Here is a 14,451-nt window from a genome sequence, read left to right as displayed (position 1 = left end):
CATCGGTGATCGGCCGAAGTCTGCACATCGAAATGAGCGAAGCCCATGACCCTGAGCCCACCGTCGGCGACGGAAATTGTGACCAGCTTCGGCTATAAAACCGGTCGGCCGCAAGGGCCTGACGCTGCCGGTTGATGAGCCAAAGCCGGCGGGGCCGCAACGAGTATCGGTTCCATGCCGGGCGCTAATTCGTCGTGACGACGCCAGCGGGACAGGTTTGCCCGCAACAACTCCGAAGGCCGCAGCCGTTCAAGTTTTCGTCAAGTCCTTGGCGTCAGTGGCGCGCGTTGAAGAACCGCTGCATGCGGTTCATCGCTTCCGTCAGCCGCGCTTCGCTTTCCGCTCCGAAGCACACCCGGATATGGCGATCGCCAGCTTCGCCGTAAAAACCTCCAGCTTCGACCACGACCCCTTCCCGCTCCATCAGCTGAGTGGCGAGATCCTGCGATTTGAGGCCCGTGCCGGAAATGTCCGCAAATGCGTAGATCGTGCCTTGCGGCAAATCGCACGTCACGCCCGGCATCTGGTTCAGTCGCTGGACGACGAGGTCGCGGCGACGGCGGTCGCCCTCGACCATGCGGTGCAGTTCGCCGACGGGTCCGGTGAGTGCGGCGACCGCGCCGTACTGGATGAAGGTGTTCACATGCGTCACTTCATTGGTGGTGATCTTCATCAGCGGCCCGATGAACGAAGCGTCCGCCGCGATCCAGCCCAGGCGCCAGCCATCCATTGCGTATGCCTTGGTGAAGGCGAACATGGTGATGGTACGCTCCCGCATTCCCGGCAAGGATGCGATCGAGATATGCCGCGCTCCATCGAAGACGATATGTTCGTAGACCTCGTCCGAGACGACGATCAGATCGTGTTCGATGGCGAGGTCAGCCACGACCTGTAGTTCTTCACGGCTGTAGACACGACCGGTCGGGTTGCAGGGATTGATCAGCACGATCATACGCGTGCGATCGGTGATCTTCGGCTCTATCAGGTCGCGACGAATGGAAAACCCATCACTGGCATCGAGCGGTGCCATCACTGCCCGCGCACCCGCAAGTTCGATTTTGCCGATGTGCTGCGGATAGAACGGCTCCAGCAGGATAGCCTCGTCGCCTTCGTCCAGCAGCGCCATGAACGCGGCGAAGGATGCCTGCGTCAGGCCGTTGGTGACGATGATGTCGTCGGCATCGAAATCAAGACTGTTATCGGCATGAAGCTTCGCCGCGATGGCGTCGCGAAGCTCCGGAATGCCCTTCAAGTCGCTATAGTGCACTTTGCCATCGCGTAGAGCCTGGATCGCCGCCTCCTTGATGTGGTCCGGCGTATCTTCCAGCGGCTTGCCGAGTTCAAGATGAATGAGGTCGCCTGGCTTCCCGTAGGCCTTTCCAAACATACCGAAATTCTTCTCGCCCGACTGGGTGATCCGGCGCGCAAAGCGCGACCTCTGCTTTTGAGCGATCGGTGAGGTCATGCGTCTCGATCCTTATCGTGCTTGCATTCGACGTGCCCGAATTGACGTTGCTCTTCTCACATGATCGTATGATCAAATCAATGCCGCGGCAGAGTGTTGCCAACTTGGGCGGTGCGAAACTAGGCGCGAGGTGAATTCTGTTGGGCTCGCATGGTGCGACGATCGCACGGATGGACGAGCATTTCGATTTTCATCTACGGATCGGCGAAACACCAACTTTGGGACGCACCTGATCCCAGAGGCAAGACTGAGACGATAAGGGCACTGGGACATGACGGTCGTGACGCTCGACTCCAAAATCCGCAACGATGCCGCGGGACTGCGCGCTGTGAAGCGCCGGATGACCACGCAAGATCTGGTCTACGAGCAATTGCGCGATGCGCTCATCGCCGGGAAGTTCGAGGCGGGACAAGGGTTCACGATCGCCGCGCTCGCCGATCAGTTCGGGACGTCGCACATGCCGGTGCGCGAAGCGCTCAGGCGGCTTGCAGCAGAAAATGCCCTTTCGATCGGCACGTCCGGCACGGCAATGGTGCCGCTGACATCAACTGCCGGGCTCGATCATCTCGGGCAGGCCCGCTGCGTGCTGGAGGGCGCCGCGGCGCGGCTGGCCGCCGAACGCATCGATCCCGGCTCCATCGATCGGCTGAAGGTGATCACCGACGTCCATGTGGAGGCGCTGCGCGACGGTGCGTCGGATCGGATGCTCGCCTCCAACCGCGAATTCCACTTCATGATTTACGAGGCGGCAGGCAATCCGGTGATGGTCAACCTGATCCAGAACCTGTGGCTTCGCTACGGACCCTATGTCCGGATGTTGTCGGACCGAATGACCGATCTCCTGATCCATGACGATGGCGGGGACTACTCCCGCCATCACGTCAAGATCATGGAAGCGCTTCGGGCCCGCGACGGAGCGGCCGCGGAGAAAGCGCTGATGGCGGATATCCTCGCGACGCAAGCGCTGCTCCACGAGTTCTGCCGCTGAGCGACAATCGCTCAACTGCGCATTTGATCAAATTTATCTTGCATCCCGATTTCGATCCCCTATCGTGACCATGTCGCCCGACAGAGGCGAAACCGGCCGATCCAGTCGCCGGACCGAAAACAGGGGAACTCGATGATGAAACGCATTCGCTCGGCATTGAGGCTTTCGACTTTGGCCGCCGCTCTCACCGCAGGTACGGCGCTGACCGCCGGAGCCGCTGAATTCCGCTTTGCCGGTCCGCTCGACGCGTACACGCTCGATCCGCATGCGGTTTCGAACACACTCGTCTTTGCGGTTCTCCGCAATGTCTACGAGCCACTCGTCCAACGCGGACCCGATCTTTCGCTTCAGCCAGTTCTCGCTACGGAATGGGCCCAGGTCGACGATCTGACCTGGGAATTCAAGTTGCGTGAAGGCGTCAAATATTCCAACGGCAACGACTTCAACGCCGACGACGTCATCTTTTCCTTCGAACGCGCCAAGAAGGGTGGGATGTCGTCCCACCTCGCCGACGTGGCAAGCATCGAGAAGGTCGACGACCTGACGATCCGCCTGATCTCCGACGAGCCGAACCCAGTCCTTCCGAACCAGATCGTCAACTGGTTCATGGTCGACCAGGAATGGGCCGAGGAAAACGGCGCCCAGGAGCCCGGCCAAGCCGACAATTCCACTGAAGGCTTTGCCAACCGCACCGCGATAGGCACAGGGCCTTACGTAATCTCTTCGCGCGACCCGGGCGTGCGCACCGACTTTGCCGCCAATGCCGACTGGTGGGGCGAGATCACCGGTAATGTCGACAGCGCCACGTTCTTCGTCATTGCCAATCCATCGACGCGCGTTTCGGCCCTCATCTCCGGCGAAGTTCAGATGATCGATGGCGTGCCGCCGCAGGACGCGCAGCGCATCGAAGAGACCGATGGCATCGAAGTCGTCGCCACTCCGGATCTGCGGACGGTTTATCTGCAGCCCGACGTGCTGCGCGACGAGCTGATCCACGGCGGCGGTGTTGAAGGCAATCCGTTCAAGGATCCCAAGGTACGCGAGGCGATGAGTCTCGTGATCGACACCACGGCGATCCAGGAGCGCATCATGCGCGGCTACTCCACGCCGGTCGGTCTGCCGATCGCCAAGGAGATCGAAGGGTCGACGGAAGAACTCAATACGCCGGTGACGCCCGATGTCGAGCGGGCCCAGCAGCTGATGGAAGAGGCCGGCTATGCTGACGGCTTCGAGGTGACGCTCGACTGCACCAACGACCGCTTCATGAACGACGAGGCGACGTGCCTCGCAGTGGGCTCGTTCCTCGCTCAGATCAACATCGCGGTCACGCCGCGCACGCAGGCAACGGCGCGCTGGGCGCAGCAGATCAACCCTCCCGGCTATGACACGTCCTTCGCCATGCTCAGCTATTCGCCCTACACCTACGACGCGCACCAGTTCCTGACGGGCCTTGCCGTCACGCGGGACGCCGATGGGGGGCGCGGTGCCTTCAATATCGGCGGCTATTCCAATCCCGAGCTCGATCAGCTGACGACCGAAATCGGTGCCGAAACCGATCAGGAAAAGCGCAACGCGCTGCTCGCCGAAGCGCTCACGATCCTCAAGAACGACCACTCCTTCATCCCGATCCACCAGTTGCAGATTTTGTGGGGCCTTCAGGAAGGCGTCGAAGTCGTCCAGTTGGCCGACCTTGCCTATCCCCTCGCATGGTTCACGGTGCCCGAATGAGCGGGGACGCGGATTTCGCCCGTCGGCTGGCGGAGCTCATCGCCTTCCCGACGGTCAGCTCCGTCTCCAATCTGGCACTGGTCGAGCATGTCGAGACGCTCGCGAAGGCTGAAGGGGCGCGTCTGCGCCGCTTCGCCGACCCGTCCGGAGAAAAGACCAATGTGCTGATCTCCATCGGCCCGGAGGTCGAAGGTGGTATCGTCTATAGTGGCCATACCGACGTCGTGCCCGTGACGGGACAAGACTGGTCGGGCGACCCCTGGACATTACGCGAGCGCGACGGCCGCCTTGTCGGCCGCGGTGCGACCGACATGAAGGGCTTTCTCGGCTGTTGCCTGGCGGCCATGCCGCAGATTTCGCGGATGGATTTGAAGAAGCCGATCCATCTCGCTTTTTCCTATGACGAGGAAGTCGGCTGCACCGGTGTCGGACCCATGGCCGAATGGGTGGGCGCCAATGCCAAGCCTCGTCTTGCCGTGATCGGCGAGGCGACGTCGATGGAACTGGTCAACGCCCACAAGGGCGGCTGCATCGGCTGGACATATGTACTCGGAAAGCCGGGGCATTCTTCGCAGCCCGAACGCGGTGTCAATGCCGTCATGATCGCAGCAAAGCTGATCGACGAGATTTCGGCGGTCTATGCCGACATGCGCAAGGGTCCGTTCTTCAAGGCACTGGACCCGCCCTACTCCACGATCCAGGTCAATCAGGTCGAAGGCGGCAGCCACGGCAACATCCTCGCCGAGCACTGCAAGTTCTTCTGGGAGATGCGGCTCGTACCCGGCGAAAGCTTCGACGTCGTGCTGAACCGCATGCGCGGCGTGGCGCAGGATCTGGAGCGCTCCATGAAGGCTGTCGATCCGGCCGCCGGTATCCGCATCGATATCCAGGCCAAGATCCCACCGCTTGCCCCGACAGGCGACGCCGCACTCGAAGCGGAGCTTCTCCAGCTTCTCGGTTGCGCCACTACCCGGGCAGTTTCATACGGCACGGAGGCCGGCATCTTCCAGGCAGCCGGCGTACCATCCGTCGTCATCGGCCCCGGATCGATCGCCGACGCGCATCAGCCGGACGAAAGCGTCGCGATCGAGCAGTTGGCGGCCTGCACCAAATTCCTCACCGACCTGGCTGAAACGGCAACCCGATGATAGTCCACGCCATCGAGCGCATCCTGCAGACGCTTATCGTCCTGCTGGTGATCAGCTTTGTCGCGTTCATGCTCATCACCACGCTCGGCGATCCGCTCGGGCTGCTCTTGCCGCCGGACGCGACCATGGCGGAGCGCAATGCGCTGATCGCACGGCTGAACCTCGACCAGCCGGTGCTGCAGCGGTTCCTGTCCTTTATCGGCGGAATTCTGCAAGGCGATTTCGGGCTGTCCTATCGTACGCAGCAGGATGTCGGCTCCATGATCTTGGAGCGCCTGCCGGCGACAGTTGAGCTTGCGTTCGTGAGCCTGCTCGTCACGATCCTCGTAGCCGTTCCGGCGGGTATCCTCTGCGGCGTCAAGCCGAAGGCACCGATCTCCCGTGCCATCATGTTCTTTTCGATCGCGGGCATCACGCTACCGAATTTCGTAATCGGGATCCTGCTCATCGCGATCTTCTCGGTTCACCTCGGCTGGTTCCCCTCCTTCGGTCGCGGCGGAACGGTCGATCTCGGCGGCTGGACGACGGGGTTGCTGACGACGTCAGGCTGGCAGGCGATCATTCTTCCCGCCATCACGCTCGCCACGTTTCAGATGACTTTCGTCATCCGCATGCTGCGAACTCAGTTGATGGAAGTTGGCCAGAGCGAGCATATCCGCTTCGCCCGCGCCCGGGGTTTGAGCGAAGCGCGGGTCTGGTTCGTGTATGCCATCCGCAACGCGCTCCTCCCCACAGTCACCATGCTTGGCCTGCAGCTCGGCAACATCATCGCATTTTCGGTCGTCACGGAGAGCGTGTTCGCGTGGCCGGGCCTCGGATCGCTGTTTCTGCAATCCGTGCAAGCCGCCGACATTCCCGTCATCGCGATCTATCTGATCTTCGTCGGGGCGGTCTACATGGTGATCAATCTCCTGGTCGAACTCTCCTACCCGCTGATCGACCCGCGTCTGAAGCGGAGGGGCGCGTGATGGCGGCGAGAGCGATCTTCCAAACGGCGCGTAACGCGCCTGGCCCGTCACTGGCCGCGTTCGCAATCCTTGCACTCTTCCTCTACGCGTTTCTCGTGCCGCTTTTCACCGCCGATCCATTCCGGCTCGCCGGCATGTCGATCATGGATTCCTTCACGCCGCCGATGTGGATGGAAGGAGGCAATCCGGACTTTCCGCTCGGCGCGGACGACCAGGGACGCAATCTCCTGACAGCGATGGCCTATGGCTTGCGCACCTCCATCATCGTCGGCGTCTCGGCGGTGATGATCGGTCTGGTCCTCGGTGGCGCGCTCGGCCTGCTCGCCGGTTTCGTCGGAGGGCGGACCGATGCGGTGATCATGCGTATCGCCGACGTGCAGCTTGCCTATCCGGCTCTTCTGCTCGCCATGGTCATCGACGGGATCGCCACCGCCATGATCGGGCGTGAACGCAGCGCCGGACTGGCGATCGCCATCGTCATTTTCGCGATCGGGATTGCCTTTTGGGTTCAGTTTGCGCGCACCATCCGCTCTTCCGTGATGGTGGAGCGCGACCAGGATTATGTCGCCGCCGCGCAGATCACCGGACGGAGCAAGCTGGCGATCGTGCTGCGGCACATCCTGCCGAATGTCATGGCGCCGGTGCTCGTGATCGCCACTATCAATCTCGGCATCGCCATCATCACCGAGGCGACACTGAGTTTCCTCGGTATCGGCATTCCGCTGACGCATCCCTCGCTCGGTGCGCTGATCCGCAACGGCAACGCGTTCCTGCAATCGGGAGAATGGTGGATCTCGGCCTGGCCGTGCCTCGTTCTCGTGTCCCTCGTCATCGCAGTCAATGTGCTTGGCGATCATCTGCGCGACCACTTCAATCCGAAGCTTCGGGGGCGATCATGATGCATGCACCCTTGCTCTCCGTCCGCAACCTGTCGATCACGCTCGCTCGCGAGGGCCAGCAACTGCAGGTGTTGGATGACGTATCCTTCGACGTCGCGCCGGGAGAAGTGCTCGGTGTCGTCGGCGAAAGCGGGGCTGGCAAATCCGTCGCGGGCGCGGCCCTGATCGACCTTCTCGTTCCCCCGCTTCGCCGGTCCGCCGGTGAGATATCGCTGGGGGGCGATCGGCTGGATCTCATGTCGCCCCGCCAGATGCGGCATGTTCGCGGCAAGCGGGTCGGTTTCATCTTCCAAGACCCTATGACGAGCCTCAACCCAGTGCTCTCCATCGGCAAGCAGCTCACCGATACGATGAAGGCGCATCTCTCGATCGGACGCGCCGAAATCAACCGCCGTGCGCTGGACTGGGTCGAACGGGTAGGACTGCCAAACCCTGAGCGCATCCTGAAGGCGGCGCCGCATGAACTTTCGGGTGGCCAGCGCCAGCGCATCGTCATAGCCCTTGCTCTGTGTGCAGAGCCGGAAATCGTTATCGCCGACGAGCCGACAACGGCACTCGACGTCTCGGTCCAGGCACAGATGCTCGACCTCATGCGGACGCTGCACAAGGAAACCGGCACGGCGATGGTGCTGATCACGCATGACCTTGGCGTCGTTGCGAAAATGGCCGATCGGGTTGCCGTCTTCTATGCGGGGCGCGTCGTCGAACTTGCTACCACATCGGTTCTCTTCACGACGCCCCGTCACCCCTATACGGCCGGTCTCATGGGTGCCACGCCGGCACCCGACGCCGAGGGGCACATGCGGGTTCTTCCCATTCCAGGCGCCATGCCGGGCATCGGCGCCCTGCCCTCAGGATGCGCATTCCATCCTCGCTGTCCGCGTGCGCAGCAGGATTGCCGCGAGACCGTACCGCCACTGACGGCGCTCGATCGAGGCTTGGCTGCCTGTCTTCATCCACTGCCGGAAGGGGCTTACTGATGACGCCGGGCGAAGTCGTAGCCGTCAAAGACCTGTCGAAAACCTATGGCGGTAAAGCGAGCGTCCTGGAAAAGCTTCTCGGACGCAAACCGCGCGGATTGCGAGCCGTCCGCGGTATCAGCTTCTCCATCCATCGTGGCGAAGTACTGGGCTTCGTGGGGGAATCCGGCTGTGGAAAGTCCACGCTCGCGCGTCTGATCGCTGGCCTGATGGCACCGACCGAAGGCGAAATTTCCTTCCAAGGCAAGAAGCCGCGCCTGCAAATGGTCTTCCAGGATCCGTTTTCCTCACTCAACGGTCGCTGGCGGGTGCGCGACATCATCGCCGAACCGATCCGGACGCACAAACTCCGCAAGCCCGCCGAGATACCCGGCCGGGTCGCCGAACTGCTCGAGCAGGTCGGACTGTCGGCTGCGGACGGTATGAAGTTTCCGCAAGGCTTTTCGGGCGGGCAGCGTCAGCGCATCTCGATCGCACGGGCGCTTGCGGGCGAGCCGGACTTCCTCATTCTCGACGAGCCGACGAGCGCGCTCGACGTCTCCGTCCAGGCGCAAATCCTCAATCTCCTGCGCGATCTTCAATCGCGGCTCGGACTGACCAGCCTCTTCATCACACACAACCTCTCCGTCGTGCGGCTGATGGCCGACCGGATCGGTGTCATGTATCTCGGAGAACTCGTCGAACTCGCGCCGGCACACGACATCTTCACCGATCCGAAGCACCCCTATACGCGGCTCCTGATCGATGCGGCGCCGGACCTTAATCCTGCCGATCGGACGCTGCATCCCATCCCCGGCGAACTGCCCGACCCGTCGCGTCCACCTTCCGGATGCTCCTTCCGCACGCGCTGCCCTTATGCACAACCGCTCTGTGCCGAGCAAACGCCGCCACTGCGCAAGACCGACGTGCGGGAAATCCGCTGCCATTTCGATCTGACGCCGCAGAGCCTTTCGGTGCCGGCATGAGCCGTGCAGACGCCATCGCATTGGCAAGGAGCGCTATTGCAGACGATCGCTTTCGGGAGAGACTTGCACGCTTCGTTGCCATCCCCTCGGCCAGCCGCGTCGCGAGCGCCCGACCAGAGCTCGGCCGGTTCCTGGACGAAGAACTCGCGCCACTGTTTCAGTCCATGGGGTTCACGACGAGGACCCTCGACCATGCCGACGCACCTGGCCCCTGCCTGCTGGCAGAGCGGATCGAAGGCGACGCACTTCCCACCATCCTGCAATATGGGCACGGCGACGTCGTTGCCGGCCTCGACGGCTGGAGCGAAGGCATTGATCCGTTCGAACTCCGCGAACGGGACGGACGCTGGTACGGACGTGGCACCGCCGACAACAAGGGCCAGCTCAACGTCAATCTCACCGCGCTCGAAGCACTCCTCGCGACGCGCGGACGGCTGGGCTTCAGCCTGAAATACCTGATCGAAATGGGCGAAGAGTCGGGCTCGCTCGGCTTGCGCGAGATTTGTCGGGAGCATGCCGACGCATTGGCAGCCGATGTTCTCATCGCGTCCGACGGACCACGGCTTGCTGCAGACAAGCCCACCATTTTCCTTGGCGCTCGAGGCGGAATTTCCTTCTATATCGAGATCAAGGCGCGGGAAAACTTCCAGCATTCCGGCAATTGGGGCGGGCTTTTGAGCAATCCCGGCGTGGAACTTTGCCATGCCATCACAGCGCTGATCGGGCGCGCCGGCGAGATCAAGGTGCCTGGACTGACGCCCGGCGAGATTCCCCAGAACGTCCGCGAGCACCTGTCGCGCCTCAAAGTGACGCCGCAACCTGATGATCCCGAGATCGAACCATGGTGGGGCGAGCCCGGGCTCACCGCTGAAGAGAAGGTGTTCGCCTGGAGCAGTTTTGAGGTGATGGAGATGGAGTGCGGCAACCTTGCACAGCCGCTTTATGCCATTCCGCCCAGTGCCAGGGCTCGGCTGCAACTGAGGTTCCCTGTTGGCGTCGACGTCGATGCGGTCGTGCCGGCAGTGCGAAAGGCGCTGGTCGATGCCGGGTTCGACCGCGTCATCGTGCACGATACGCATGATGCCGTGTTTCTCGCCACAAGGCTCGACCCAGACCATGATTGGGTGCGCCGTGTCGCCGCGTCGATCGAAACAACGATCGGGGCGCCGCCGTCGATCCTGCCGAACCTTGGTGGTTCGCTACCCAACGACATCTTTGCCCGCGATCTGGGCCTACCGACAATCTGGGTGCCGCATTCCTACCCTGGCTGCCTCCAGCACGCGCCCGACGAACACCTGCCCATTTCCATTGCCGAAGAAGGTCTTCAGATCATGGCCGGGATCTATTGGGATATCGGCGACCGCTGAAACGACCCGACGGGCGCAGCCTCGAAAGCTCCCTCGACGCCTGATTTCCCGGCAACGACATCACTGGAATGCCAACGGTCGCGATCTTTGCAAGAGCCAGCCCGAACCAGTTGCCGAATGATCATGAATGCGGCGTAGACGTTCCCTTAGCTCGCCAAAGCAAGACGCTCCTGCAATTCGTCCAGAAGCCATCGCCCCGCCGGTCCGAGAATGCGATCGCGCCGATGGGCTGCGTAGATCGTCAACGCATCGCGCGGAGATGGATCATCGTCGATCGATAGCCGGACCATCCTGCCCTGCCCGATCAGTGTCTCGACCAGGTGATCGGGCATGCGGCACCAGCCGAAGCCTGCGATCAGGAAATCCATACGGCGTCCCAGGTCGACAAACCGCCAGAGCCGCGCGCTCGAAAGTCCATAGTCTTCGCCCACAGGCTCGGACGGGTCCGAAAGCACGAGTTGTACGTGCTGCTCCAAATCGGCTTGCGTCGCGGGTCGGCCCAGCAAAGCTAGTGGATGACTCGGCGCCGCGACCGGCTGCAGCCGGATGCGCAGCAATGGATGGGCAACGATATCGTCCGGGATGGTTGGCAGAAGCAGGCAAAGGCCAAGGGCGGCCGAGTCATCTCGAAGCCGCCTCAGCGAGCCACCGAGACCTTCTGTCGAGAAACTGACAGGAAGGCTTGGGAACCGCTCCTGAAGCGCCCGCAGGCTTTGGACCAGTGGCGCCGTCGGCACCAGGGGATCGATGGCGATGGCAAGCCGTGCTTCCAGCCCGGTCCTGCTGTTGGCCGCGACCGCTTCAAACCGCGCTGCGCTGACCAAGACCATGCGCGCCTGCTCGACCAATACGTGGCCGACATCGGTCAGGATCGGCCGATATCCACTCCGATCGAAGAGCGTCACGCCTTGAATGTCTTCAAGGTTGGCGATCGCTTGGCTGATCGCCGACTGCGCGCGGTCGAGAGATCGGCCGGCTGCTGAAAAACTACCCGTGTCAGCGATCGTCACGAGCACGCGCAACTGGTCGAGGCTGAGATGTCCGAGCACATGAACTCCATCGCTAATTGCGATTGAGTTCATCACTATTTCATCGCTCCCGCAAGGAGAGGCTGTTCGCTAGATATCTGGACTGCGTCCCCTGGACAAAACCAGTGACCAACCCGCATTCAAGGATAGATACATGACCCGGCTTCTCGTCATCGAAACCAGCCCTCGTGGAGACGACTCCGTCTCACGTCAGATGATGCGGCGCTTCGTCCGCCAATGGCAGGACTCGCATCCCGGCGCTGCCGTCACGATTCGGGATCTCACCGAAACCACCTTGCCTTTCGTCACCGGTCCATGGCTGCAGGCGTATTTCACGCCGCCCGAGCACCAATCCGAGGCGATGCGAAACGAATTGCGTCTCTCGGACGAGTTGGTCGACGAACTTCTGTCCGCCGACCACATCGCAATCGCCACCCCGGTCTACAACTACAATGTTCCCGCTGCTCTCAAGGCCTGGATCGACCATATCGTCCGCAAGGGCAAGACGTTGGGCTTCGATGGCGCCGGTCTCGTCACGAACCGGCGGGCAACAGTCCTGCTCGCCTCCGGCGGCGTCTACACACCCGATTCGCCCATGCGCCACATGGATATCGCGCAGCAATATCTGCGGCTCGTCCTCGGGGTCATCGGGATCACGGATGTGACTGTCGTTTCCGGTGGCGGCGCCAAGGCGGTGGACATGCGCCAGGACACCATGGACGGGTTCCTCAACAGGCTCGAGCCTCACATTGCTCTGGCTGCGGCGAGCTAGCCGCCGCAGCCCTATCAGACGTCCAGGCGGTCAGCTGAATGGGCAATGTCCTGCTGGGCCTCAAGGGCTGCCAGGCGGTTCGCCAAAGCTTCGGAAATCGATGTGTAGGCGGTGCTGCCAAGGGCGACGCGAAGTGGCGGCGCCGCGCTGTCGGCGGCGGCAATCATGGCCGCCACGGTTCGTGCGGCGTCGCCCTTCATCACAAAACTTCCGTCGCTGATGGCGCGGCGCACCGCGTGGGCGGGCGTGTCGCGATACGCATCCATTGCGTCCGCACGCACGAGGTTCGCGCCGAAATTCGTGCCGGTCGGACCGGGCTCCGCAATGATAAAATCGATGCCGAAGGTCGCCACTTCCTGCACAACGGATTCCACGAACCCCTCGATGCCCCACTTGGTGGCGTGATAGAGGCTGAAGCTCGGATAGGCGATCTGCCCGCCTTCTGAAGAGACCTGAAGGATGCGCCCTCCTCCCTGCCTACGCAGATGGGGAAGAGTTGCTCGGATCAGGTGAATCGACCCTGTGAGATTGGTGGCGATCTGGTGATCGATCTGGGCGTTCGTCAATTCCTCGGCGGCGCCGAACAGGCCGTAGCCGGCGTTGCTGACAATGACGTCGATACGGCCGCACCTTTCGAATGCGCTGTCGACAGCGGCCTGGATGCTGGCTGTATCCGTCAGGTCGAGCTGAACGACAAGGACGCGGTCGCCATATTGCTTCTGCAAGTCCGCCGAAGATTCCGGTCGGCGTGATGTCACGACGACGTCGTCGCCACGCGCGAGCAGCTGATGCGCCATCTCAAGACCGAGACCCGACGTAGCGCCGGTGATGAACCATGTTTTTCTGGGCATGTCTTTTCCTTTCCCGTGTGCTGCCCGAGACCTATTCACTGTCGATTGGTGGTATAAGAAGGCCATGGTGCGACAGGTTGGTGAGGTGAATTCACGAATGACGAAACCGACCTTGAATGATTTGGCGGCCTTTGCCGCGGTTGCGACGCACCGAAGCTTCCGCAAGGCTGCCGACACGATGGGCGTGTCGCGCTCCGCGCTCAGCCACGCGATCATCGGTCTGGAGGAACGCCTTGCCATTCGCCTGCTCAACCGCACGACGCGCAGCGTGTCGCTTACGGACGCCGGCGCACAGTTGCTCACGCGCATCGAGCCCGTACTCCTGGAACTCGACCACGCGCTCGACACCCTTTCCGAGGCGCGCGGGGCGCCGAGCGGTCTGTTGCGGATCAACGCCAACAAGAGTGGCGCCCGCATTCTGCTGCGCGATGTCATCCCGCCCTTTCGCGAGAGACACGCCGAGGTCGAAGTCGATCTCGTCTCCGAAGGCAGGCTCGTCGATATCGTCGAACAGGGCTTCGATGCCGGGGTTCGGCTTTTCGAAGCGATCCCCGAGGACATGGTCGCCGTGAAGTTCGGCGGCACGGTTCGCTTCATTGCCGTAGCTGCTTCGTCCTATCTCCTGGATCGCGGAACCCCACGCACACCGGACGATCTCAAGAATCATTCCTGCATCCGCCAGCGGCTGCCGAGCGGGAAGCGCTATCGATGGGAATTTTCTCGACGCGGCTCGGAAATCACCATCGACGCGCCGGGAAATCTCTCGTTGGACGACAACGACCTTCTCGTGGGGGCCGCGGCCGCGGGGCAAGGCATCGCGTATGTCGCGGAGCCGTTCGCAGTTCCGCTTTTGAGATCGGGACAGCTTGTCGAAATCCTGGCGGACTGGTGTCCAGCGATACCGGGCCTGGCGCTCTACTATCCCCGCAACCGACACATGCCGTCGGCCCTGCGTGCCTTCATCGACATTTTGAAGGAAACGGAGAGAGCCCGGAAGGCAGACGCGTGACGATCATGCCGGAACGAAGCTTCGAGAGGCGATCAATCGGCCGATGCATAGAGGAGAGCAATGTCGCGCTGATAGGATGCGCAAACGTCGCCGGCGCTCTTCACCACAGCCTGAACCGCATCGAGCACCACCACGCAGCCATTGGCGAAGCGATATTCCCTGTCTCCGCCCGGCAGGCGCTGTTGAACCGGCACCTCATCCATCGGCCGATCCGCAGGCTGAGGCGACTGTGTGGTGCAGGCGGCGAGGACCATCAAAAGACCTACGGCAATTGCTCTCATCT

14 protein-coding genes are annotated in these 14,451 nt (G+C 62.1%); 10 read left to right on the top strand and 4 right to left on the bottom strand.

The features are described from left to right. Positions 1–274: 274 nt before the first annotated feature. Positions 275–1,465 carry a pyridoxal phosphate-dependent aminotransferase gene (locus GC125_RS09220; protein ID WP_286165444.1) on the bottom strand — a complete coding sequence of 397 codons (1,191 nt, stop codon included), beginning with the start codon at positions 1,463–1,465 and terminating at the stop codon, positions 275–277. 271 nt (positions 1,466–1,736) lie between these two features. On the opposite strand from GC125_RS09220, the gene GC125_RS09215 reads away from it, so the two are divergent. From GC125_RS09215 to GC125_RS09180, 8 genes are all read left to right on the top strand, one after another. Then, positions 1,737–2,453 (top strand): GntR family transcriptional regulator, encoded by a 717-nt coding sequence (locus GC125_RS09215; protein ID WP_151985409.1) that lies wholly within the window; start codon positions 1,737–1,739, stop codon positions 2,451–2,453. 132 nt (positions 2,454–2,585) lie between these two features. Next, positions 2,586–4,181, top strand: a complete 1,596-nt coding sequence (locus tag GC125_RS09210) for an ABC transporter substrate-binding protein (protein WP_151985408.1) — start codon at positions 2,586–2,588, stop codon at positions 4,179–4,181. Further along, complete coding sequence (gene argE, locus GC125_RS09205; RefSeq protein ID WP_151985407.1) at positions 4,178–5,329, top strand: acetylornithine deacetylase; 1,152 nt, start codon at positions 4,178–4,180, stop codon at positions 5,327–5,329. Before GC125_RS09210 ends, argE begins: the two co-directional genes overlap by 4 nt. Next, positions 5,326–6,297, top strand: coding sequence for an ABC transporter permease (locus GC125_RS09200; protein WP_151985406.1), 972 nt, complete (start codon positions 5,326–5,328; stop codon positions 6,295–6,297). Before argE ends, GC125_RS09200 begins: the two co-directional genes overlap by 4 nt. Next, entirely contained in the window at positions 6,297–7,196 is a 900-nt protein-coding gene (locus GC125_RS09195) for an ABC transporter permease (RefSeq protein WP_151987736.1), read from the top strand. Before GC125_RS09200 ends, GC125_RS09195 begins: the two co-directional genes overlap by 1 nt. Continuing rightward, positions 7,196–8,176 carry an ABC transporter ATP-binding protein gene (locus tag GC125_RS09190; protein WP_151987734.1) on the top strand — a complete coding sequence of 327 codons (981 nt, stop codon included), beginning with the start codon at positions 7,196–7,198 and terminating at the stop codon, positions 8,174–8,176. The genes GC125_RS09195 and GC125_RS09190 overlap by 1 nt, the downstream gene beginning before the upstream one ends. Then, the gene (locus tag GC125_RS09185) at positions 8,176–9,141 is read left to right on the top strand and encodes an ABC transporter ATP-binding protein (protein WP_151985405.1); all 966 of its coding nucleotides are present in this window, start codon (positions 8,176–8,178) and stop codon (positions 9,139–9,141) included. Before GC125_RS09190 ends, GC125_RS09185 begins: the two co-directional genes overlap by 1 nt. Beyond that, the gene (locus GC125_RS09180) at positions 9,138–10,508 is read left to right on the top strand and encodes a M20/M25/M40 family metallo-hydrolase (RefSeq protein ID WP_151985404.1); all 1,371 of its coding nucleotides are present in this window, start codon (positions 9,138–9,140) and stop codon (positions 10,506–10,508) included. The genes GC125_RS09185 and GC125_RS09180 overlap by 4 nt, the downstream gene beginning before the upstream one ends. 146 nt (positions 10,509–10,654) lie before the next feature. Here GC125_RS09180 and GC125_RS09175 read toward each other — a convergent pair whose 3' ends face one another. After that, positions 10,655–11,590 carry a LysR family transcriptional regulator gene (locus GC125_RS09175; protein ID WP_151985403.1) on the bottom strand — a complete coding sequence of 312 codons (936 nt, stop codon included), beginning with the start codon at positions 11,588–11,590 and terminating at the stop codon, positions 10,655–10,657. 100 nt (positions 11,591–11,690) lie between these two features. Here GC125_RS09175 and GC125_RS09170 point away from each other — a divergent pair, with 100 nt between their 5' ends. Then, on the top strand, positions 11,691–12,308 hold the full coding sequence (locus GC125_RS09170; protein WP_151985402.1) for an FMN-dependent NADH-azoreductase: 618 nt from the start codon (positions 11,691–11,693) through the stop codon (positions 12,306–12,308). A gap of 14 nt (positions 12,309–12,322) precedes the next feature. Here the strand turns inward: GC125_RS09170 and GC125_RS09165 are convergent, their stop codons facing one another. Continuing rightward, on the bottom strand, positions 12,323–13,159 hold the full coding sequence (locus tag GC125_RS09165; RefSeq protein ID WP_151985401.1) for an SDR family oxidoreductase: 837 nt from the start codon (positions 13,157–13,159) through the stop codon (positions 12,323–12,325). A 97-nt stretch (positions 13,160–13,256) separates the two neighbouring features. On the opposite strand from GC125_RS09165, the gene GC125_RS09160 reads away from it, so the two are divergent. Next, positions 13,257–14,168, top strand: a complete 912-nt coding sequence (locus GC125_RS09160; protein WP_151985400.1) for a LysR family transcriptional regulator — start codon at positions 13,257–13,259, stop codon at positions 14,166–14,168. Between the two features lie 32 nt (positions 14,169–14,200). Here the strand turns inward: GC125_RS09160 and GC125_RS09155 are convergent, their stop codons facing one another. Then, positions 14,201–14,449: a hypothetical protein gene (locus GC125_RS09155; protein WP_151985399.1), complete on the bottom strand. Its 249-nt coding sequence runs from the start codon at positions 14,447–14,449 to the stop codon at positions 14,201–14,203. Positions 14,450–14,451: the final 2 nt, after the last annotated feature.

The sequence above is a fragment of the Rhizobium sp. EC-SD404 genome (assembly GCF_902498825.1).
Taxonomy (GTDB): Bacteria; Pseudomonadota; Alphaproteobacteria; order Rhizobiales; family Rhizobiaceae; genus Georhizobium.
The sequence above is the reverse complement of the archived record's forward strand: the minus strand, read 5'-3'. Positions and strand labels throughout refer to the sequence as shown.

What these genes read in the sequence shown, in the direction of transcription:
- GC125_RS09220 (WP_286165444.1), bottom strand. Translation starts at nt 1,465, where the DNA reads ATGACCTCACCGATCGCTCAAAAGCAGAGGTCGCGCTTTGCGCGCCGG.
- GC125_RS09215 (WP_151985409.1), top strand. Translation starts at nt 1,737, where the DNA reads ATGACGGTCGTGACGCTCGACTCCAAAATCCGCAACGATGCCGCGGGA.
- GC125_RS09210 (WP_151985408.1), top strand. Translation starts at nt 2,586, where the DNA reads ATGATGAAACGCATTCGCTCGGCATTGAGGCTTTCGACTTTGGCCGCC.
- argE (WP_151985407.1), top strand. Translation starts at nt 4,178, where the DNA reads ATGAGCGGGGACGCGGATTTCGCCCGTCGGCTGGCGGAGCTCATCGCC.
- GC125_RS09200 (WP_151985406.1), top strand. Translation starts at nt 5,326, where the DNA reads ATGATAGTCCACGCCATCGAGCGCATCCTGCAGACGCTTATCGTCCTG.
- GC125_RS09195 (WP_151987736.1), top strand. Translation starts at nt 6,297, where the DNA reads ATGGCGGCGAGAGCGATCTTCCAAACGGCGCGTAACGCGCCTGGCCCG.
- GC125_RS09190 (WP_151987734.1), top strand. Translation starts at nt 7,196, where the DNA reads ATGCATGCACCCTTGCTCTCCGTCCGCAACCTGTCGATCACGCTCGCT.
- GC125_RS09185 (WP_151985405.1), top strand. Translation starts at nt 8,176, where the DNA reads ATGACGCCGGGCGAAGTCGTAGCCGTCAAAGACCTGTCGAAAACCTAT.
- GC125_RS09180 (WP_151985404.1), top strand. Translation starts at nt 9,138, where the DNA reads ATGAGCCGTGCAGACGCCATCGCATTGGCAAGGAGCGCTATTGCAGAC.
- GC125_RS09175 (WP_151985403.1), bottom strand. Translation starts at nt 11,590, where the DNA reads ATGAACTCAATCGCAATTAGCGATGGAGTTCATGTGCTCGGACATCTC.
- GC125_RS09170 (WP_151985402.1), top strand. Translation starts at nt 11,691, where the DNA reads ATGACCCGGCTTCTCGTCATCGAAACCAGCCCTCGTGGAGACGACTCC.
- GC125_RS09165 (WP_151985401.1), bottom strand. Translation starts at nt 13,159, where the DNA reads ATGCCCAGAAAAACATGGTTCATCACCGGCGCTACGTCGGGTCTCGGT.
- GC125_RS09160 (WP_151985400.1), top strand. Translation starts at nt 13,257, where the DNA reads ATGACGAAACCGACCTTGAATGATTTGGCGGCCTTTGCCGCGGTTGCG.
- GC125_RS09155 (WP_151985399.1), bottom strand. Translation starts at nt 14,449, where the DNA reads ATGAGAGCAATTGCCGTAGGTCTTTTGATGGTCCTCGCCGCCTGCACC.